Raw genomic sequence first — 19,266 nt, 5'->3', positions numbered from 1 at the left:
CCCGAACCGGTGAGCGAGACAATCGCACGGCGACACAGCCGAGTTGGACTCCGCAGACCGACACGCGTACAACAACAGGACCTCCCGTAGCTCAGCTGACTCGCATCGCCGTGCCACCAAGGAGGTCCTGTCTTCATGCATCGACCCCGGTGCGACCACCCGATCAGGAACCCGCATTCGAACCGGCAGCCCGGTCAGTGGATGACTTCTCAGATCGCGGTAGAGAGCGCTACGTGACGCCATTCGTCGAGTTCGCGTCGCACCAGATCCAGCTTCGCCTCGACGCGCTCGACCGCGTCCGCACCCAACTGCAGGCGCAGCGGCGGCTCGTCGACCTCGGTGATGTCGACGATGGCTTTGGCCGCCTTCACCGGATCACCCGGCTGGCGGCCGTCGTTGTGGGCCAGTGCCTCGCGCACCGGCCCCGCGCCGGCGGCGTAGTCCTCGATGGCGGCTGGTTCGACCTGGATGCTGGAGCCGTTGAGGAAGTCGGTGCGAAAGCCGCCCGGCTCCACGATCGTGACGCGCACGCCGAGCGGGGCCAGCTCGCCGTGCAGCGCCTCGGAAATGCCCTCCAGGGCGAACTTCGACGCACCGTACAGCCCCACCGCCGGAGCAGTGGCGAAGCCGCCCACGGAGCTGATGTTCAAGATGTGTCCGGACCGCTGGGCGCGCAGCGTCGGCAGGGTCGCCCGCAACGTGTTGAGCACGCCGAACACGTTGACGTCGAACAATGCCCGGGCAGCCGTGTCAGAGGTCTCCTCGATCGCGCCCACCAGGCCGTAACCCGCGTTGTTGACCACGACGTCGATCCGGCCGAACTCCGCCAGGCCCGCCTCCACCGCCACCGTGAGCTGCTCCGGTTCGGTCACGTCCGCGCTCACCGACAGCAGTCCTGCCGGCTTCTGCGGGTATGCGCGCAGCACCGCCGACATGTCCCTGGCCGTAGCGATCACGCGATGCCCGCGGTTAAGCGCCTCACGAGTGATCTCCGCGCCGAACCCACGCGAGGCACCCGTGACAAACCAAACGCTCATGTTCTCCCGTACTCCCCTCGTCCGATGGCCCCGATGGCCCCGATGGCCAACAGCCCGACGCTAGAACCTAGAGTCGGGTCTAGATCAACATCTGTGTGACGGGGAGGGCGCTCATGGACCTGAGTATCGGTGAGGTGGCGCGGCGCAGTGGGCTCAGCGTTCACGCACTGCGCTTCTACGAGCGGGAGGGCCTGTTCGCCAACCCGGTACGCCGCCTGTCCAACGGCCGCCGGATCTATCACGAGGAAGACCTGCAGTGGCTGGCGATCTGCACCAAGCTGCGCTCCTCCGGCATGTCACTGGCGACGATCCGGCAATACATCGACCTGGTCCGCCAGGGCCCGGGAAACGAACACGAGCGCCTCGAGCTGCTACGCCGGCACGAAAGCCACGTGGAGACGCAGATCCGGGAACTGCAACAGACCTTGGACGTGATGCGAAACAAGGTGCGGATCTACGAGGACCACGTCGCCCGCGGCGAGGCCGACCGGCTCTGGAATCCGTCCCACCCCGACACCGCACAGGCCGGGACTCGCCAGGAGTGCCACCCGCCACAAGGAGCATGACCGGCCGGATACGGAATATGCGGAGCCGGCACCCAACAGCTGCCGTTTCCGACACCCGCATCACCAGTCCGCCGACCTCCGCGCCATCCGGCTGCACACCGCCGGAAACCTGCATTCGAACTGACGACCCCATTCGATCGGTAAGCGGATGGCTTCTCAGACCCGACATGCGCACGGCCATCCACACAGCCCCGCGCCGGACGACGGCCCGGTCCGGCCCTGCGTGAATTCATCGCGGCAGGACCCTGGCCGGGGCCGCCGTGGCCGATCGCGAAGCGCCGATGCAGCTGCATCCCGGGGACGTCGGCTGGGGGCTCCGGCGGGCCGGGGCCCCAGGCCAGTACTCCCAGGGGGCGAGGCGGCTTTCCGTCTCGATCGGTATCTCCGCAACCTCCTCAGCCCGCCCCCCCCCCGCAGTGTCTCGCAGGGCACACGGCAATCCTTCGACGGTGAGCAGGTGTTCCTGATCCCCCTGCCGTTACTTGATCAGGCCGGCATCAGCGTCAAGGGGGGTGCTGCTGACGCAGCGATGGCCGACACCTGCCAGGTTGTGCTCCGCTCACGTCGCGGCGCCTGAGCGGTTCCAGCCTGCCGGTACACATCGTTGACGCAAGGATCAACTACTCAGAACCAAGGAACGATCAACGAATCGTACGGCGGCGGCTCCGTCAGGACGCAAGGCCCCGGGCCTGCTCGATGGCGGACGCCAGCTGCCGCACCGCCTCGTCCTGCGTCTGCCACGCCAGATCCTGCGCGTGCGCGGCGAGTTCACCGAGACCGGGAGCACCCGGCAGCGGGGTGAAGCGGGTGTCCCCGCGGCGCAGCGCGTCGGCGAAGTAGGCGGCCACCGCCGTGACCTGGAAGCGGGCGGACGCGCTGCGGACGGAGTCACCGAGGGCCGCGGTCTCCACCCGGCCGGACTCCTCGTGCGGGGCCCGGGTCTCGGGGTCGAGCCAGCGCACCGTGGCCGTGGCGAGGTGGCCGCCGGCACCCGGCCTGGTGCGCACGGCATACAGCGCGGTGACCGTGTGGCCGGGGCCGACCTCACCGCCGTCGACGCCATCGTCACGGAAGTCCTCGTCGGCGACCTCACGGTTCTCATAACCGATCAGGCGGAACTCGGCGACCGTCTCCGGGTCGAAGGCGACCTGCGCCTTGGCGTCACGGGCAGTCAGACCGACATGGCGCGGGAGTTCCTCGCAGAAGACCTCGCGGGCCTCCTCAGAGGTTGAGACATACGCTGTATGGCCGTCGCCACGGTCCGCGAGGCGTTCCATGAGCTCGTCGCCGTAGTCACTGCCGACACCCACACCGAAGAGGGTGATGCCGTGCTCGCGGCGGGCACCGGCGATGTTCTCCAAGATCGTGCCGGCGTCGGTGTCACCGGTGTTGGCGAGGGCGTCGGAGACCAGGACGACCCGGTTCGTGGCGCCCTCGCGCAAGCCCTCCACGGCCGCCGCGTAACCGCTCTCAACGCCCGCGCCGAGATTGGTCGACTGCCGGGCCTCAAGGCCGGAGACGGCGTCGCGGATCCTGCCGCGGTTGCCGCCCAGTCCCGTCATCGGCAGAACCGTCTCGGCCTCGTCGCTGAAGGTGACCAGCGCAACCGAGTCGTCGTCACGCAGCCGGTCCGTCATCACACCCAGGGACTCCTTCGCCAGGTCCAGACGGCCGGGCTCAGCCATGGAACCCGAGACGTCCAGGACAAAGGTGAGAGCGGCGGGCGGACGCTCACCATCATCCCCGGCCGGACGGGTAGCCAGGCCAACACGGACCAGGGACCAGTCCTCATCGCCGGTCCGGGCACCGTCCACACTCACCGAGAAACCGTTTCCGTCGGGACGCTCGTAATCCTGGCGGAAACTGTTGACGAACTCCTCCGGACGGATCGTCGACGGATGCGGCCGACCACCCTCCGCGAGCGTACGGCGGGCATAGCCGTACGAAGCCGTATCGACATCGAGCGCGAAAGTGGACAGAAAATCGGGCGCCGGCGCGAACCCGCCGTCTGTGCCGTCCCGCCGCTGCTCACCGCTGCCCTCGCCGGAGTCCGGGGCGGGCGGGGCCGGGAAGCCGTCGGCCCGTTCCGCTCTGTCCGCCCCGCCCCCGCCGCCACTCCCACCCGCGCCGCAACCCGTCAGGAGCAGGCCACCCGCCATGGTGAAGGCGAGCAGCACCCCGCTGAACCGCCGTATCCGGTACCGCTTCATGCCGTATGCCCCCAGTGTCCGCAGACTCCCACCGGACGTTGACTTCCGCCGAACGCCGCCATCTGTGACTGTGACGGCACAGACGGCCGGAACGTGCACGACAAAGCGTTGCGCTTCCATCTCGAAGGGGCTACGGCCCGGGCCCGCCGAGACCGGCAGGTGACCCTCCGGAGACCTGCCGCGCCGCCTCCCTTGCGGGCGAAACCACGCAAGGCCAGGGAAAACAGCAGCAGTGCGCACGTTACGGAAAACAACAGCGCCCCGGACCACCCCCGAACACCACGGATCGGGCCGCACAGCACCCACCAGGCCAACCACCCATGCGCGCACGGGAAATATCAACAAGGCAGCAGCAGCAGCCGATGCACAAACCTGACAGCACACCACCGCACGCCAGGACTCCGCCCAAACGCCCAGCACGCCGCGGACCCCGCCTACACGAGCAGCACCCTGGATACCCCCGCCGGGGTACGTGCCAGGCCTCTGCCCCCAACCACCGCTGACAGCTACCTTCTCGACCAGCAACCCAGCCGAACCGTGAACCGGGCAAGGAGGGACGAGGAATGAAACAGCCCAGGAGGACCGGCACAGCGATAGCCGCCACAACGGCAGCCCTGCTCCTCGCCGGATGCAACAACGCCCCAACCGACTACAGCGAGACCATCACATTCACCGACGAACACGGCCGCGTCTGCACCGCTGCAGTCGTCGTCGACCAGGACCAGAGCCAAGGCGACGACTACCACATCTCCAGCCTCGACTGCGACTACCCCCCACAAGGCCGAACACCAGGACCCACCCGCTACTCACCCCTACCGGAACGGCACACAAAGTGACCGGCACCAGCCCTCGAAGTCCAGCCCGACGGTGCGATACACCGCCCGCCCACCGCCGGGCGCACGCCAGTACAAGCCCGACGGCACGCACAAGCACGAAGCGCCTGGACCCGCCGCCGAGCACGCAACCGGCAGTGAACTGCTACAAGTTCACCGGCACGCCGGGCCAGCGGCGATCGCCGCGGCCACCCCCGTGACGTCCCTCATCGCTACCGCCGTCATAGCGGCCGCGCCAGAAGAAGACACCGATGAAGCAACCGCGGCCGTCGTGCAGAGCGGCGGCACCGGAGCGGCTGCCCCACACATGGACGAGGGCGGCCCCGGTACAGACCGACACCACGAACACGACCCTCGCCCATGCGGAAGCGGACCGTTGCCCACCCCTGCAGACGAAAGCGGTCGAAGGTGTACACGTTGCCGTCCTCCTCGGACAGCGTGCAGCCGTCCAGGTTCACGCTGCGACGAGTGGTGTTGGTGACCTCCACCCACTCCCCGATCAGGCAGCGGTTTCAACGGGTATCACGGCCCGGCCAATCGTACCGCGCAGAACTGACCTCCACCGCCGGGCCACGCCAGCCACACTCAGCCGCAAACACCCACACAACACCGGCCCCCACCAGAACAGCAACCGCCGAAAGCAGTGACCACACGGCACGAAGTCACGCACAGGCAAGGGAACACAGGCTCTCCTCGCAGAGGTGCCGGCACCCCCGGGCCCGCGGCATGAGCCGCCCGCGGATGCGTGGTGCGATGTACGGCCTGCCGGCCGACACTCACCACACTGCCCGCCAGCCCGCGCAACGCTGGTACCACGCGACCACTGTCACAAACTGCCGACATATCTGCAACAGCCGCCTGTATCGCTCACTTATCTGCCAACCAGGTCGATTTGGGGCGCCTTGCTGGCCACCGCAACCCGAGCACGGGTCACGCTCAGCCACACCCGACACGGCCGTCGTCGTCATCGGCCACACATGGCGCGCTCAATCAGCGTCCGACGTGCGGCAGCCCGTGCGTCCTCCGCCGCGGGGTCGAACGAACGGCTGAACTCCGCGACGGTCAGTCGCCTGGCGCCGGTGTGGGTGGCTATCACCTCGACGTTGTAGCCGATCCCGTTGCCGCCGTGGGTCCAGGAGCCACCGCCGCACGGCAACGGGTGGTAGTACAGCCCGAGCCCGTATCCGGTGTGCCCGCGGAGATCGGACGGTACCTCCACCAGGGTCTGCATGTCGGCGAGTTGGGCCGCGGGCAGCAGCCGGCCGCCGACGAGGGCGGTGATGAACGTGTTGAGGTCCTCGGCCGTGCTGATGATCGACCCGTCCGCGCCGCTGTCGAGAGCCCGGACAGCGATGGTGGTGTCGATCAGCGGGCCGTCGGGCGTCCACTGCTGGTAGTTGTGGGCGTGCGGGTGAGGGAGGAACGGCCAGGTACCGGGTGTGGCTGTGTGGCGCAGCCGCAGTGGGGCGATGATCCGCTCGCGGACCTCGGTGGTCCAGTCACGGCCGGTGACGGATTTGATGACCATGCCGGCGAGGACGTAATTGGTGTTGGAGTAGGCCCACACCTGATCTGCCGGGGCGTGCTGCATGGCCAGCGCGACGAGTTCGTCCGGGCCCGCGGTCCGCCACCGCTCGCGCCGGTAGTCCTCCGGCGTGGTGAGGGTCGGGTAGATGTCGTTGGCGTAGTCGTAGAGCCCGCTGGTCTGCTGCAGCAGCTGCCGTACGGTGACGTGTCGGCCGTCGTTGCCATTGCCCGCCACCACCCCCGGCAGCCACCGCTCGACCGGATCGGACAGCGACAACCTTCCTTCCGCGACCAACTGCAGCACCACGGTGGCCACGAACGTCTTGGTCACACTGCCGGCGCGCAGCACCGGGTTACCCGGCACAGGGCGGGCGGTATCGAGCTCGGCCACACCGCTTCGCGCGGTCTGCACCCCGTCGCCCGTCTCCAACCGCGCCAGCGCCCCAGTGACACCCAGATCGCGCAAGGCGTCCAGGTCCCGCTGAAGCTGGGTTTGCCCCGGGCCGGCTACCGCCGGCGTACCGGCCAGGAGCAGCGCTCCGACCACGACCAGCATCACGGACACGATCCACGCCTTCGCTGAAATCCCCATGCAGTTGAGTGTGTCGAGGCCCGGCGACGAGGTCACTGAGGTCAGCCAGCGAAGAGAACTGCGGTTAGCCCCACCCCTGGCCACCGTCCGTCGCCGACTCGCTGTTGCGGGACAGCAGGCTATTGACGCTGAGTGAGATGTTCCCTTCGTTGCAACGCAGAGACCGGAAGGCCGCGCAGCGCCCGAGCGTTGTCTCCAGCCATGAAGATCGGCGAAGCCTCCAGGGTCAGCGGCGTGAGTACCAGGTCGTTGCACTACTACGAGAACGAGAGCTTGATCGTGCCTGGTCGACGCGGCAATGGGTACCGTGACCATTGCCAGTCCACGATCGATCGGGTCCCCGTCGTCCGCTCACTGCTGGAGTCCGGGCTGCCGTCCGGTTCATCAAGGACGTCTTACCCCACCTCTCTGCTGAACCTCGCGCTGACGCACATGCGTTGTGCACGGAATTCCTGCAGGAGGTGCACGAGTAACGCGATCGGCTCGCCGCACGCACCGCCACCCTCAGCGATCAGCAGGCGGCGCTCCACGCCTACCCGAGCGAGGCACGCCGGACGGATCGAAGACCGCGACTTGACCTTGACACCAGTATGAAGTTCCTACCTTCCGGTGCATGGAGATCAACGAGCAGCAGCACCCCGCTGAGCAGACGGCACGGGCACTGCTCCAGCAGTCGCGCCGAGGACCGAAGGATCTGACCTTCACGACCACGACCGACCAGCACCGCGCCACCCCTTCGCGGACGTCATGCAGAACTATTGCTCTGACCGCCTAGGGTTCGCCGGGTTGGTGGTCGTGGCGGTTGGATGTGCGGTGACGCCCGTTCCGACTGCTGGAGGCGCTGTGGCAGAGCCTGTCCGTGTGCGCAGACTGACCGACAAGGAGGGGCAGAAGCTGCAGCAGATCGTGCACCGGGGCAGCGCGAGTCCAGTGCGCTACCGACGCGCGATGATGCTGCTGGCCTCGGCGGCGGGAACCCGGTCCCGGTGATCGCACAACTGGTGCAGGCTGACAAGGACACCGTCCGCGATGTGATCCACCGGTCCAACCAAATCGGCCTGGCCTGCTTGGCCCCTCAGTGCGCGGGAGGCCGTCCCCGCCTACTCAGCACTGACGAAGAGGACTCCGTCGTGCAGACGGCCACCACCCGCCCCACCAAGCTCGGCCAGCCTTTCACCTGCTGCTCACTGCGCAAACTCGTCGCTTACCTGCGGAAAGCCGATGGCGGCCTGACCAGATGTTCCCAGGGGTCACACCACCAGCGCCGCGTGCAGCGCACTGAATGCTTCGCGAAGTTCCAACGTGGCGATCGGATCGATCTCCATCTGCAAATGACACACGTCATCGTCGCCGTTGGGAGTCAGACGCACGAAAAAGGCGAAACCGTCCCCGACGGGCTCCGCCTTCAACCTCAGCGGATTGTTCCGACCGGGAGTCACCGCCGCCGAAAAGCGTCCACCCGACGGCACGCGCAGGTGAGAGAGCATGCGGGCCGCGAAGTCCACGACCTCCGCAGCGCTGAGATCCGCGGTGAAGTCAGCTGTCAGCCACGAGCACCAATCTGCAGTGACCTGCCAGCTGTCGCCATCGGTCCGAGCCAGTTCCAGCCACACATCATCGCTGCCGAGGCGTATCCGCGGTTCTTCCATCGTCGCCCTCCGACATCCGTGCCTGGGCTCAAGATCCTATGAGGCGGATCTCCGTCGTCGGAAGTCATTGCACGCCATCCACCCTCCCAACAACCCGGCGAACCTTCCCGGACAGAGCACTATGGCACCTACGGAGGAGGCCCGCAGGTGCCCTACGTTGCAGGCTTCGAAGCCGCGGGTGAGATCGTGCGCGAGCAGTTCAAGGCTCCGGAGCTCAACTTCGCCCGGTACATCAAGAACGGCACCGTCACCGACGCCGACAACGGAGAGTAGGAGAGGGCGATGAGCCTGTTCGGGGACGGCCTGGACGCCGCGGTGCAGAAGGCGTTCACCCACCCGGCGCCCAAGAGCGCGGGCGCGCAGATGCGGTACCTGGTCAAGCAGCTCAAGGGCACCAAGGCGGTCGCCGAACTGCTGGAGATGTCCCAGCGCCAGGTGGAGCGGTACGTGAAGGACGAGGCCAAGAAGCCTCGCCCGGAGCTCGCGGCCCGGCTGGAGCGCGAGGTCAAGGCACGCTGGCAGCCGCAGATCCGCGCCAAGGCGCGGCAGAAGGCGGCGACCACCGGCGGCATCGTCATCGACATCCAGGCCCGGCTCGGCTACACCGCGCCGGTCGGGTCGACGGACCAGGACCGCATCCGGCACCTGACCGTCGCGCTGCCGCCGCAGTACGCCGCCCGTCTCTTCGAGGCCCAGGAGCAGGCTGCCACCGAGCAGCGCCTGCAGGAGATCGCGGCCGAAGCGCTGAAGGAGGTGTACTTCCAGGACGGCGGCCGCCGCGACGGCCAGCTGGAGGAGGTGCGCTTCACCGACATCGTGCACCTCGAGTTCGAACTGTAGGCGTCCCCGAACAGCCCGCGAGCCCGGACCACTTGTGACTGAGCATTTGATATGGCGAGTGAGCGCGCGAGTTGGCGACTTGTGAGGATGCTTCAGCTGGCCCTGGAGAGTCCCGCGTCAATGGCTTGGATGAGTCGGTTGGCGTAGGCGTCGGGCAGTGGCTTCATCTGCTGGTAGTAGGGCTGCTTGTTCTGCTTGAGCCGGTGGACGATGTTGTACCGGTCCTGGCTCGATGTGCGCCGGCCAAGCCCCTGCTACATCTCCGGCGACCGCGCGCCTCGCCGTCACCGCCTGCATCTGCGCCCGGGTCGCCCACGGCGAACCGCGATTCGCCCCATGCCCTACGGAAGCCCGACACGATCCCGAACATGAGGCGTCAACCTGCCACTGCGGGAGCGTGTATCGGTGGGATGACCGATGTGCGGGAGGTGGGGGCGTGGCGATAGTCCTCGGGAGATCGTTCGTGGGTGGCCGTGGTACGCCCAGTTGTCGAAAGGACCTTCTGTGGACACGTATGCGGATCTGGTGTTTCTTGGCGGGCGGGTGGTCACGGTCGATGCGGAGTTCTCCGTAGCGTCGGCCCTGGCGGTGACCGGTGGGATCATCAGTGCCGTCGGTGGGCGGGACGACGTCGCGCCGCTCGTCGGACCGGGCACCCGCGTCGTCGACCTGCGGGGGGCGACGCTGCTTCCCGGTATCAACGATTCCCATCTGCACGGATGCGCTTTCGGCATGGCGACGCCGCCGCTCTCCCTGGATCTCGGCCATCCCGCCGTGTCCTCCCTCGAGGACGTGGCCGAGGCGGTACGGGAGTCCGTCGGGCGGGTTCCGGGCGGGCAGTGGATCACGGGGCACGGCTGGGACACCAGTTACCTCGACGAGTGCCTCTCCGATCCGTCGCGGCTGCCCTCGCGGCGCGACCTCGACGCCGTGAGCCCGGACCACCCCGTCGTCCTGTATTCCTTCTCCGGGCACGCCGCCTGGGTCAACGCCAAGGCAATGGAGCTCATCGGGATCGACCGGAACACCGTCGCGCCGCCCGGCGGGGCCATCATTGTGGACAAAGCCGGGGAACCGACCGGGCTGCTCCACGAGGGGGCCCAGGCCCTCGTCCAGAACGCGCTGCCGCCGCTCAGCCGGCAGGAGCGGACCGACGCGATCAGGTCGACCCTCGCCACGCTCGCCCGGCTCGGCGTGACCAGCTACACCGAGCCCGGGCTCGGCCCCGGCGGCGTCGGCATCATGCGGGGCGCGCTCGGCGCGGAGACCCTCGACGTCTACCGCCGGCTGCTGGCCGACGGCGAACTGACCGCCCGCGTCGGCGTCCTGCTCCTGCCCACCGGAATGGCGAGCACCGCCGAGGAGTTCACCCGCACCCTCACCGCCCTCGGCGAGTCCGGCGTCGCCGATCCGCGCCGCCTCGCGATCCACGGGGTCAAGATCTTCGCCGACGGCATCGTCCCTAACAAGACGGCCTGGATGCACGAGCCGTACGTCGGCGGCGGCTGCGGCTCCCTGTGCGTCGGCGGCGAGACCGACGCCGAGCGGATCGCCGAGATCGACGCCATGATCCGGCATGCCCACGCCGCCGGGCACCAGCTGGGCGTCCACGTCACCGGCGACCGGGCCATCGACACCGTCGCGGACGCCTTCGCCGCGGCCATGGCCGAGTACCCACGGCCCGACGCCCGCCACTACGTCATCCACGGCGACTTCCTCACCGCGCACAGCATGAAGGTGCTGGGCGCGCACAGCTTCGGCGTCAACATGAACCCCACCATCAAGTGGACCGTCGCTGACATGGAGGAGGAGTTCATCGGCGCCGAACGGGCCGCGTACGCATGGCCCTACCGCGATGCCATCGACGCCGGCGTGCGGGTCGCGAGCGGGTCCGACGCCCCCGTCACGTACCCGGACTGGCGCCAGGGCGTCGCCACCATGATGCTGCGCGAGTCGAAGGCCGCCGGCCGGGTCAGCGGCCCCGAGCAGCGCATCGGCCTGGCCGAGGCGATCCGTACGTACACGATCGACGCTGCCTGGCAGGACTTCGCCGACGACTGGAAGGGCTCCCTGGAGCCGGGCAAGGTCGCCGACCTCTGCGTGCTCGACGGGGACCTGCTCACCGCCGACCCCCACGACATCCCGGAGATGCCCGTCGTCCTCACCGTCGTGGACGGGCAGGTCGTGCACGACACCCTTCGCGATTGACGTATTCCGGGCACATGATCATCCTTGGGGGATGGCAGCGGAGCGGAGCACGGCGGACATCCTGGACGCGGCCATCCACGTCCGTGAGGCCGCCAGGAGCGCCACGAGCGGCGCGACCGGCGTCGACATGGTCCTGGCGGCGCTGTCGGAGGTGATGGAGTACGACCACGCCTCCCTGGCTCGGTGGGATCCGCTGCGCCGACGCCACACCACCCTGGCCGGGAGCTACCCGGACGACGCCACGGCCTACATCGAGACTCGCCTCCACCACGACCCGGTGTTCCCCGTGCTCCGCAGCCCGGCCCGAGGCGGGCTCTGGCTCAGGGACGTCTCCGGGCAGCTCCTGGCGGCATCCCCGGGCTTCCAGGAGGTGCTGTGTCCCCTCGGCATCGAGGACGGCGTGGCCCAGTGCCTGTTCGCCGCCGACGGCCGGTACGTCGGCATGCTGAACGTCAGCACCCGCCAGCCGCGGCGCACGCCCGACCCGGCGCGTGCCGTGCTCACCCTGCTCACCGAGGCGCTCGCCGCAGCCGTCGACACCCGCGCAGGCCCGCCGCCCGAGGAGGTCGCCGCGGCCGACCCCGCCGCGGATGCGCGGCGGCCTGGCAGACTCTCGCCACGGGAGCTCCAGGTGCTGGCCGAACTGACCGCCGGCCGCACCAACCGGGAGATCGCCGAGCGGCTGTACATCACGCCGCGCACCGTAGGAACCCATATCGAGCACATCCTCGCCAAACTCGGCCTCCCCAACCGCGCGGCCGCCGCCGCCCGAGCCGCCGCCTGGGGAATCGAACCCTCCCGCTGACGCGAGCCCGGCAGCGCAAAACGCTTGGACAGCAGGCGCGCCCCTGCGGACGCTCGTTTCCTCACCCGCTGGGGCGGCAACAGAGGGTTGAGGCAGGACCAGTGTGGTCCCACGCCTGCGGGCTGGACGATCTTGTGCTGCCGTACACGCTGCCCGCCCCGTGCTCAACTCGCCTAATCGAATGCTCAGTCACACCACTTGGTCCGGGCCGCTCGCGTATCCGCGGGGGTCGGATGTTCATGTACGCGGCGCCGTGTCCAACGCCCCGCCCCCGGGCCCGGTTACGCCGTCGGTGCGTACGGCACGGCGCGCGAGGAACTCGATGATGTGGTCGGCGACCGCGAGGTAGTCCTGGCGGGTCCGGTCGGCGTCGGCGACCGCGTCGAAGCCGTAGACCAGGCGCGCGATCTCCTCCCGCAGCGGCCGCCCGGTGTCGTCGGGAACACGCAGGTCCCGATAGCTGTCCGTCATTGCCCCTCCCTGGCCTGGGTGTCCGCCGTCAGCATCGCGGGACTGTGTCCCCCGCCGTCTCCGGCTACCGGCGGCTCGATCACACCGGAGCCCGCAACTCGCAGGCTTCGGCGCTGGTCGCGCTCGCGCACGCGCTCGCCGTCGCCAGCCGCCCGGAGGAGGCCCGCAGCGTGGCCGGTGACGCATGGCAGGCCGCCGTCCATGTGGCGCACCGGGCGCGCCGGACACGCGTGTTCACCGTCCTGGCCGGGACCTATCTGCTCACCGGTGACGCAGAGCGGGCGACGCGGGCGGCCGAAGAGACCGAGTCCACGACCCGGGCGGTCACCCGCCCGGAGGAACTGGCGACCTCGACAGCCGTGCTGGCGCGGGCGCTCGCGAGCATCGGGGACGACGAGCGGGCCGAGCGCACCGCCGCCGTCGCCGTACGGCTCACGGCCGTCATCGCCGGCTCGGCCCTTCATCCCATGCGCAAGGCAGACGTGCTCACCGAGGTGTCGCGGCTGCTCGCCGCCGCAGGACGGCCGACGAGGTGCGAAGAGGTGAGCGCGCGCCGAGGAGGTCGCCACGTCCATCGCGGACCCGCTGCGGCAGGGCGAGGCCCTCACGGCCCCGGTCGGGGTGGGGCACCACGCCGGGCTATCCGACCATGAGGACCGGTTGGCCCGCCAGGCCGTGAAACAGGCGCACCTGGTGGCCCGCGCAGCGCAGCGCAGCCCCTTCCTGCAGGGCCAGTTGCTGACCAACCTGGCCGAGGCTCTGGTCGAGGGCGGCCGGCCCGCCGATGCGCGCGCCGTCGCCGCGATGATCAGCCACTTCCCCAGCCGCCGCAGCACCTTCGCGCAGCTCGCAGCCGCGGCAGACAGGCCTGGGGCCAGAGCGGCGGACGCCGTGGAGACGGCGCTTGCCGACGTCGCACCAGAGCTCGCGAGTGTCGCCCGGCAGGCCCGCGAGCTGGCTCTGAACGGCGATCGCGAGCGGGCCGCCGCGCTCACGGCCGAGCTGCTGGCGATCGGTCCGTGGACCGCCTGCGTTCCCGTACTCGCCCTGGTCGATCCCGAGGCGCTGCGCGCCGCCGCCGACGACCTGCTCGCCGGACTCGACGGGCCGCGCGCACCGTCCGGTTCCGCGCCGCCGGAGGGCATCGGTTGCGGCCAATAGCGGGTCAGTGAGACCTGGGTCGGTGCTCGGGGCCCGGTGGTGATCCAGCATCACGCTCTCTCGGATGGGGCAAGGCAGACTGGAACACGCACGGACCGGAGCAGGCCACGGCACCCCCCTAGCCGCTGGCCCCGGGGTTGCGCTGCGCGCCGCCGCCCGGACGCGCCTCGGACGGGGCCGCGCCGGCACACACCCGGCTGCATGCGTGCTACTCCTGCCGTCTGCGGCGTGCCCGTGACGCGAGCGCCACGGCCACCGCACGGGCAACGGCCCGCCGGTGCGGCCGGGGCGTTGGCGGACCGGTCAGCGATCAGGCCGCCCCCGGTCTCGCCGCGCCCGTCGGAGCCTGGACACCGATTGCTCGCACCCGCCCGCTCACCAGCAACAACACACCCGCCGGAAAAAGGACGTCTTGGGTCTGTGCCTCGCCTTACGGCTGGCTTCCGCCACCCCGCAGCTGCCACCATCGAGCCATCGCCGGCCGCGGCACTTAAGCCCGCAGCGCCAGGCACGATCACGGCGCCCCACCGCCGGCTCACCCGCACCCTGCCTGGAGATCCGCCATGTCCTGCCCTCCCACCCCGCACACGCCTGCGGACAGCCCGAACACGCCCCCGAGCATGCGCCCTGCGGACGACGGCCGCACCGATGGCGGCTGCCTTCGACACGGCCGGCTCACCGCGCTCGAGGCCGCCGTCGTCATCACGGTCATCTGCCCCGTCCCCACGCTCAGCGCCACCCACCGACCGATCCCCGCCGTCCTGCTCGCGCTGGGCACCGCCGCCGCTCTCGTGTTGCGGACGCCCGTCACCCGCCTGCTCGGCCGCTGTCCGGGAGGCCAGGGGTGAAGCCATGGCCACGCGCAGGCAGCATGACAACCCCCGCGCGCACCCGTATGAGCCAACTGGACAGCCTCAGGCGCTGGTTACGCCATCACAAAGGTCGGCAGACCTACGACGAACTGGCCGCCTGCCCCGCCCATCACAAAGACCTTGCCGTCAGTGCCTGCACGCTCCGGCGAGCCCTCGACGGCCGCATGCCCACCTGGCGCACCGTCCACGCCTTCGCCCACGCCACCGGCGCCGACCTGGACGAAGCCCGCCGACTGTGGGAAGCCGCCCACACCGAACGCCAAAACCGCACGGGGCCGGCCAGCCCCCGCCCCTACACCCCACGCCGCATCCGCACCCGCAAAGGCCTGGCCGCCGCCCTGCGTCGCGTCCGCACCGACGCCGGAAGCCCCTCCCTCCGCGCGCTGCAGGACTCACCCCAAGCCAACGGCCAGCTGCCCAAATCCACCCTCTGCGAAGTCCTGCGCGGCCGGCTCCTGCCCAGCACCACACTCCTGCAAGCATTCCTGCGCGCCTGCCACGCCCCAGACCACGTCGTATCCGCCCTCCTCGCCGCCCGCGCGCGCATCGCCACCGGCCACCCCCGTCAGGCCCGCACCTACTCCTACATCTGCGAAGCCGCCGAAGAAGCCGACTACCGGCGCCAGCAAACAGAAGAAATCCGCGCCCGCTGCGGACTCACCCAACCCGACAACGACTACTGGGATGAAGCTTCCCCTTGATCGTGGACACCTGGAGACTGGGACCTGAGGTTCCAGAGGAAGTAGCACCAGGTGGGAAGCAAGTACACGAAGCGGTACACCGAGGAGTTCAAGCGGGACGCGATCGCGCTCGTCGACTCCTCGGGCAAGACGGTCACTGCGGTGGCCCGGGAACTCGGCATCAGCTCGGAGTCCCTGCGTGGCTGGTACCGCCGGGCCAAGGCGGACCGGGGCGAGGGCGAGCCCGGTGAGCTGACCAGCGCCGAGCGCGAGGAACTCAAGCGGCTGCGCAAGGAGGTCCGCGAACAACAGCAGACGATCGAGATCCTGAAAAAAGCGACCGCCTTCTTCGTGAAGGAGAACGACCGGTGAGCGAGCTGTACCGGTTCATCCACACGGAGAAGGCGAACTACCCGGTCGTTCTGCTGTGCCGGGTGCTGAAGGTCGCCCGCTCGTCGTACTACGCGTGGTGTGATGGCGAGGCGGCCCGCCGCGCCCGGGAGGCCGCGAACGACGCGCTCGGGCATGAGATCACGGTGCTGCACATCGCCTCCCGCCATACCTACGGTGTCCCGCGCATTCACGCTGAACTGCGACGCCTGGGGCAGCGGGTGAACCGCAAGCGTGTCGCCCGCGTGATGCGCGAGCGCGACATACGCGGCGTCACACGGCGCAAGCGCCGCTCGCTGACCCGGCCGGATGCGAAGGCGAAGCCGGCCCCGGACCTGATCGGCCGTGACTTCCACGCCGAGCGTCCCGGGATCAAGCTGGTCGGCGACATCACCTACCTGCCCACCGCCGAGGGCTGGCTCTACCTCGCCTGCTGGCTGGACCTGGCCACCCGCGAGGTCGTCGGCTATGCCATGGCCGATCACCACCGAGCCGACCTCGTCGTCGACGCCCTGGACATGGCACATGGCCGGGGGAACCTGGAGCCGGGATGTGTGATCCACAGCGATCGCGGCAGCGAGTATACCTCGTCCCAATTCCGTTACCGGATAGAGGAGTTGGGACTCCGGCAGAGTTGCGGGCGGACTGGGTCATGTTTCGACAATGCCGCCGCGGAGAGCTTCTGGGCCCTCCTGAAGGAGGAGATCGGCACCCGGACCTGGCCCGACCGGGCGACCGCCCGCGCCGAGGTCTTCACCTTCATCGAGACCTTCTACAACCGCCGCCGTCTGCGCAAGCACAAAATCTTCGGCTACCTCACCCCGGCCGAGACCAGGCAACGACACCAGCACGCCCTTGCGGCGTAACGATCACGTGTCCGAGATCACGGGGAAACTTCAGGGAGGACTACCTGACCGAAGACGACTGGCCCGACAACTTCCTACTCCCGGACACGCAAACCGCCCACCCCGCCGACCCCACCGACGAAGAAATCCAAGCCTGGCAACAAGAAATCACCCTGCCCGGTTGTCCGGGTCAGCTCACCGGCTTCCCGACCCCCTCCGCAACCCAGCATCGGGCCTGATCAGCGGTGGTTCCCGCAGCCGGGAAAAGAACACGACGCCTGCCTCCGCCTCCTGCCGAGCGCATCCACCACGCTCACAGACAGGGCGCGCGAAATTCTCCCGGGCGACGTCCCGAGCACGGACGGCCAGTTGTCGGACCCGACCCTGTGTAGCGTCATGGGCACCAGGAATCCCGCGGGACGACGAGGCCCTGGCAACACGACCCTGCTTTGGCCGGCCGGACGTGTGCCAGAACCTCCGTCGCGGTCACGGCACCTGCCTTGTCCCAGCACAGAGAGAAAGAGAGGAACCCCTTGACCGGCTACGACCGTAGCGCACCGCGTCGACAACAACCCCGACCAGCACAAACAGCTTCCCATGGCGGGGAGACGAAGCGGGCGGACGAAGCCCGGCGCATCACCCTCACCGCACCCATGCCCCGCCGCGCCGCCCTCACCGGCATCGCCACCACCGGGGCCGGCACGGGACTCCTCATCTCCTTCGTCGCGGGCAACGTCGAAACGGCCTACGTATGGCCCCCTGCGTCGCACTCGCCGCACTCGGCATGACCTACGACCTCGCCCGCCGCGCCCTCGACCAGCGCCACCACCCCTGAAACCGCCAACCACCGCCGGGCCGGGGCCCCACCCAGGGCCCCGGCCCGGCATTGCAGAAAAACCATCCCGCAGCTCTCCAACTGCTACAGATCTGCGCCTTCTCCGCACCCGACCCCATCTCCCGGACGCTCCCTCACCGGCATCGGCCCACCGGCGGCTGCTGCTAACGTCCACACCACCGGCAACAACCGCGGCGCGCGGGCGAACATCGTGGTCAAGGACGGCAAGGCAGAACACCGCGCCGGGCGCAGTACCACGCCACGGGCTTCCCCGTGGGGTTCCCGCCGAGCGAGGGTCGAGGAGAGGAGCGCTGTCTCCACGGAAGACTGTCAGTCCCCGTTCATAAGATCACGGCATGTCTGACGCCTTCACCGTCTTGTGGACCCATGACACCTGCCGTGCCCTGCGCAAGGCGGGTCGCGTGGGCGAGCAGCCGCCAGTCGCCTTCAGCGGCGTCCATTCCTCCCTGCCCGCCTGGTCGGGTGCCCGTGTTGGGGACGAGGTGTACGCGCTGCATGTCAACCGGTGCGTCGTGTTCGTGGTGAGCCGGATGCGGGTGATCGACATGGAGCGGCGCGACTGCTGCGGCACCGCCCCCGCGACGTGGCAGGATTCGGCGTTTCCCGGGCACGGCGACTGGTCGATGCTCGGTGCCGGCGGCTGCGGCGCCGCGGCGGTACACGTGGACGCGACACCCGTGCGCTTCGACATGCCGCTCCCCGGCGATCTTCTGTCGAGGCTCACCTGGCGTAACCGCCGAGGCCAGACGCGCGGCCTGAAGCACGTGGTGGACGGCCGCCTCGAGCGCTCAGCCAGCCTCCAGGGGTTCTACCGCCTGACCCCCGAGTCGGCCGACGAGTTGGCCCAGGTCATCGGCAACACCGTCCCTTGACCCGACGGCTGGTAACCAGATCACCCCTCCAAGCGTCACCGGGACCCGACTGATGACCCAGACGGACAGCCCGTTATGGTCGTGTACATGCAGGCACAGCAGCCGTACCAGGCCCCCGTCCCGCCATCCCCGCCCACCACGCCGGCCCGCAGCCGGGGTCCCCTGGTGACCGCTGTGCTGGTCGGCCTGCTGGTGGGCGGCGCAGGCGTGGGCGTGGCCTGGGCATTGACCGGCAGCACATCGAATGCAGGCAGTAGCGCCGGAACGGACGCCCGAGGGGCGTGCGATGCGCTGGCCAGCACGGACGAATCGAAGCTCTTCACGAAGGGCAAGGCGGGCGAGCAAGCGCTGTACCGCTTCGCAGGCGCCTTCGACCTGGCCACGGCCGCCGCCGCGGGCGACTCCTCGTACGAGCCGCTCGCACAGGCCATCACCCGGGCCCACAACCGCCACCGCCAAGTCTTCGAAGTCGACACCGAAGTGAAAAAGGAACTGGCCAAGGCCCGCACAATCTGCGCCGACCTCTGACCCCCGTAGAAGGCGTCTGAAAAGCCTGTCGGCGGGCAAGCCCGGAAGAACCCCTCATACACAGGGCTGCCCCTGGGCGTCATCGAAGGCCACGTAACTTTTAAAACGCTCAAGAGAGCAATGTGCGGTCGGGCCTCGTTCGAACTCCTGCGAACCCGTATCCTCACCCAGCCGTGATGCTCTGGCGGTGATCGTGGTAGGCAAGGGGGTTCACCGGCACGGCCCGGCATCCGAAGGCACTCGCCGTGCGGCTCCCCGACGGACGCGTTGCGCTGTCCAAGCGGCTGGGAACGCCGCCTCGAACTCCACAACGCCTTCCTGTTG

The 19,266-nt window shown here is 69.2% G+C and carries 21 protein-coding genes and 1 pseudogene; 17 read left to right on the top strand and 5 right to left on the bottom strand.

The window, feature by feature from the left end; all coding sequences use genetic code 11:
• Positions 1-209: 209 nt before the first annotated feature.
• Entirely contained in the window at positions 210-1,037 is an 828-nt protein-coding gene (locus HJD23_RS42805; protein ID WP_171109914.1) for an oxidoreductase, read from the bottom strand.
• 113 nt (positions 1,038-1,150) lie between these two features.
• On the opposite strand from HJD23_RS42805, the gene HJD23_RS42800 reads away from it, so the two are divergent.
• A complete protein-coding gene (locus tag HJD23_RS42800) occupies positions 1,151-1,603 on the top strand; it encodes a MerR family transcriptional regulator (RefSeq protein ID WP_171109915.1) in 453 nt (150 codons plus the stop codon).
• Between the two features lie 668 nt (positions 1,604-2,271).
• On the opposite strand, the gene HJD23_RS42795 is transcribed toward HJD23_RS42800, so the two are convergent.
• On the bottom strand, positions 2,272-3,813 hold the full coding sequence (locus HJD23_RS42795; protein WP_171109916.1) for a VWA domain-containing protein: 1,542 nt from the start codon (positions 3,811-3,813) through the stop codon (positions 2,272-2,274).
• Between the two features lie 563 nt (positions 3,814-4,376).
• Between HJD23_RS42795 and HJD23_RS42790 the strand changes: the two genes are divergently transcribed.
• Positions 4,377-4,649: a hypothetical protein gene (locus HJD23_RS42790; RefSeq protein WP_171109917.1), complete on the top strand. Its 273-nt coding sequence runs from the start codon at positions 4,377-4,379 to the stop codon at positions 4,647-4,649.
• A 961-nt stretch (positions 4,650-5,610) separates the two neighbouring features.
• On the opposite strand, the gene HJD23_RS42785 is transcribed toward HJD23_RS42790, so the two are convergent.
• The gene (locus HJD23_RS42785) at positions 5,611-6,765 is read right to left on the bottom strand and encodes a beta-lactamase family protein (RefSeq protein ID WP_240980955.1); all 1,155 of its coding nucleotides are present in this window, start codon (positions 6,763-6,765) and stop codon (positions 5,611-5,613) included.
• A gap of 201 nt (positions 6,766-6,966) precedes the next feature.
• Between HJD23_RS42785 and HJD23_RS42780 the strand changes: the two genes are divergently transcribed.
• Positions 6,967-7,359 carry a MerR family transcriptional regulator gene (locus HJD23_RS42780; protein WP_240980954.1) on the top strand — a complete coding sequence of 131 codons (393 nt, stop codon included), beginning with the start codon at positions 6,967-6,969 and terminating at the stop codon, positions 7,357-7,359.
• A 249-nt stretch (positions 7,360-7,608) separates the two neighbouring features.
• Positions 7,609-7,982, top strand: a pseudogene (locus HJD23_RS42775) (helix-turn-helix domain-containing protein); the annotation flags it as partial.
• A 33-nt stretch (positions 7,983-8,015) separates the two neighbouring features.
• Here HJD23_RS42775 and HJD23_RS42770 read toward each other — a convergent pair.
• Complete coding sequence (locus HJD23_RS42770) at positions 8,016-8,414, bottom strand: hypothetical protein (RefSeq protein ID WP_171107095.1); 399 nt, start codon at positions 8,412-8,414, stop codon at positions 8,016-8,018.
• Between the two features lie 147 nt (positions 8,415-8,561).
• Here HJD23_RS42770 and HJD23_RS44885 point away from each other — a divergent pair, with 147 nt between their 5' ends.
• The 4 genes from HJD23_RS44885 (at position 8,562) to HJD23_RS42755 (ending at position 12,267) form a co-directional block, all read left to right on the top strand.
• Positions 8,562-8,687: a hypothetical protein gene (locus tag HJD23_RS44885; protein ID WP_277347792.1), complete on the top strand. Its 126-nt coding sequence runs from the start codon at positions 8,562-8,564 to the stop codon at positions 8,685-8,687.
• Positions 8,688-8,696: 9 nt separating this feature from the next.
• Positions 8,697-9,254, top strand: a complete 558-nt coding sequence (locus HJD23_RS42765; protein WP_171109918.1) for an XRE family transcriptional regulator — start codon at positions 8,697-8,699, stop codon at positions 9,252-9,254.
• A 504-nt stretch (positions 9,255-9,758) separates the two neighbouring features.
• Positions 9,759-11,462 (top strand): amidohydrolase, encoded by a 1,704-nt coding sequence (locus HJD23_RS42760; RefSeq protein ID WP_171109919.1) that lies wholly within the window; start codon positions 9,759-9,761, stop codon positions 11,460-11,462.
• A 31-nt stretch (positions 11,463-11,493) separates the two neighbouring features.
• A complete protein-coding gene (locus HJD23_RS42755) occupies positions 11,494-12,267 on the top strand; it encodes a LuxR family transcriptional regulator (RefSeq protein WP_171109920.1) in 774 nt (257 codons plus the stop codon).
• Positions 12,268-12,504: 237 nt separating this feature from the next.
• Here HJD23_RS42755 and HJD23_RS42750 read toward each other — a convergent pair whose 3' ends face one another.
• On the bottom strand, positions 12,505-12,738 hold the full coding sequence (locus tag HJD23_RS42750) for a hypothetical protein (protein WP_171109921.1): 234 nt from the start codon (positions 12,736-12,738) through the stop codon (positions 12,505-12,507).
• Between the two features lie 44 nt (positions 12,739-12,782).
• Here HJD23_RS42750 and HJD23_RS42745 point away from each other — a divergent pair, with 44 nt between their 5' ends.
• The 9 genes from HJD23_RS42745 to HJD23_RS42710 all read left to right on the top strand — a co-directional run bounded on the left by HJD23_RS42745 (position 12,783) and on the right by HJD23_RS42710 (position 18,942).
• Entirely contained in the window at positions 12,783-13,391 is a 609-nt protein-coding gene (locus HJD23_RS42745; RefSeq protein WP_171109922.1) for a hypothetical protein, read from the top strand.
• 40 nt (positions 13,392-13,431) lie between these two features.
• Positions 13,432-13,899: a hypothetical protein gene (locus HJD23_RS42740; RefSeq protein WP_171109923.1), complete on the top strand. Its 468-nt coding sequence runs from the start codon at positions 13,432-13,434 to the stop codon at positions 13,897-13,899.
• A 620-nt stretch (positions 13,900-14,519) separates the two neighbouring features.
• Positions 14,520-14,747, top strand: coding sequence for a hypothetical protein (locus tag HJD23_RS42735; RefSeq protein ID WP_171109924.1), 228 nt, complete (start codon positions 14,520-14,522; stop codon positions 14,745-14,747).
• A 47-nt stretch (positions 14,748-14,794) separates the two neighbouring features.
• The gene (locus tag HJD23_RS42730) at positions 14,795-15,472 is read left to right on the top strand and encodes a hypothetical protein (RefSeq protein WP_171134134.1); all 678 of its coding nucleotides are present in this window, start codon (positions 14,795-14,797) and stop codon (positions 15,470-15,472) included.
• A gap of 51 nt (positions 15,473-15,523) precedes the next feature.
• Positions 15,524-15,823: a transposase gene (locus tag HJD23_RS42725; protein WP_171134068.1), complete on the top strand. Its 300-nt coding sequence runs from the start codon at positions 15,524-15,526 to the stop codon at positions 15,821-15,823.
• Complete coding sequence (locus HJD23_RS42720) at positions 15,820-16,707, top strand: IS3 family transposase (protein ID WP_171134108.1); 888 nt, start codon at positions 15,820-15,822, stop codon at positions 16,705-16,707. Before HJD23_RS42725 ends, HJD23_RS42720 begins: the two co-directional genes overlap by 4 nt.
• 632 nt (positions 16,708-17,339) lie before the next feature.
• Positions 17,340-17,474 carry a hypothetical protein gene (locus tag HJD23_RS44880; protein WP_277347791.1) on the top strand — a complete coding sequence of 45 codons (135 nt, stop codon included), beginning with the start codon at positions 17,340-17,342 and terminating at the stop codon, positions 17,472-17,474.
• A gap of 403 nt (positions 17,475-17,877) precedes the next feature.
• Positions 17,878-18,414, top strand: coding sequence for a hypothetical protein (locus HJD23_RS42715; protein ID WP_171117743.1), 537 nt, complete (start codon positions 17,878-17,880; stop codon positions 18,412-18,414).
• Positions 18,415-18,579: 165 nt separating this feature from the next.
• Complete coding sequence (locus HJD23_RS42710) at positions 18,580-18,942, top strand: hypothetical protein (RefSeq protein WP_240980953.1); 363 nt, start codon at positions 18,580-18,582, stop codon at positions 18,940-18,942.
• Positions 18,943-19,266 lie beyond the last annotated feature (324 nt).

Origin of the sequence: Streptomyces sp. Z423-1 (assembly GCF_013009255.1) — a bacterium.
Lineage (GTDB): Bacteria > Actinomycetota > Actinomycetes > Streptomycetales > Streptomycetaceae > Streptomyces > Streptomyces gossypiisoli.
The sequence above is the reverse complement of the archived record's forward strand: the minus strand, read 5'-3'. Positions and strand labels throughout refer to the sequence as shown.

Coding starts and splice junctions, on each gene's coding strand:
- HJD23_RS42805 (WP_171109914.1), bottom strand. CDS start 1,037: ATGAGCGTTTGGTTTGTCACGGGTGCCTCGCGTGGGTTCGGCGCGGAG.
- HJD23_RS42800 (WP_171109915.1), top strand. CDS start 1,151: ATGGACCTGAGTATCGGTGAGGTGGCGCGGCGCAGTGGGCTCAGCGTT.
- HJD23_RS42795 (WP_171109916.1), bottom strand. CDS start 3,813: ATGAAGCGGTACCGGATACGGCGGTTCAGCGGGGTGCTGCTCGCCTTC.
- HJD23_RS42790 (WP_171109917.1), top strand. CDS start 4,377: ATGAAACAGCCCAGGAGGACCGGCACAGCGATAGCCGCCACAACGGCA.
- HJD23_RS42785 (WP_240980955.1), bottom strand. CDS start 6,765: ATGGGGATTTCAGCGAAGGCGTGGATCGTGTCCGTGATGCTGGTCGTG.
- HJD23_RS42780 (WP_240980954.1), top strand. CDS start 6,967: ATGAAGATCGGCGAAGCCTCCAGGGTCAGCGGCGTGAGTACCAGGTCG.
- HJD23_RS42770 (WP_171107095.1), bottom strand. CDS start 8,414: ATGGAAGAACCGCGGATACGCCTCGGCAGCGATGATGTGTGGCTGGAA.
- HJD23_RS42765 (WP_171109918.1), top strand. CDS start 8,697: ATGAGCCTGTTCGGGGACGGCCTGGACGCCGCGGTGCAGAAGGCGTTC.
- HJD23_RS42755 (WP_171109920.1), top strand. CDS start 11,494: ATGGCAGCGGAGCGGAGCACGGCGGACATCCTGGACGCGGCCATCCAC.
- HJD23_RS42750 (WP_171109921.1), bottom strand. CDS start 12,738: ATGACGGACAGCTATCGGGACCTGCGTGTTCCCGACGACACCGGGCGG.
- HJD23_RS42735 (WP_171109924.1), top strand. CDS start 14,520: ATGCGCCCTGCGGACGACGGCCGCACCGATGGCGGCTGCCTTCGACAC.
- HJD23_RS42730 (WP_171134134.1), top strand. CDS start 14,795: ATGAGCCAACTGGACAGCCTCAGGCGCTGGTTACGCCATCACAAAGGT.
- HJD23_RS44880 (WP_277347791.1), top strand. CDS start 17,340: ATGCCCCGCCGCGCCGCCCTCACCGGCATCGCCACCACCGGGGCCGGC.
- HJD23_RS42715 (WP_171117743.1), top strand. CDS start 17,878: ATGTCTGACGCCTTCACCGTCTTGTGGACCCATGACACCTGCCGTGCC.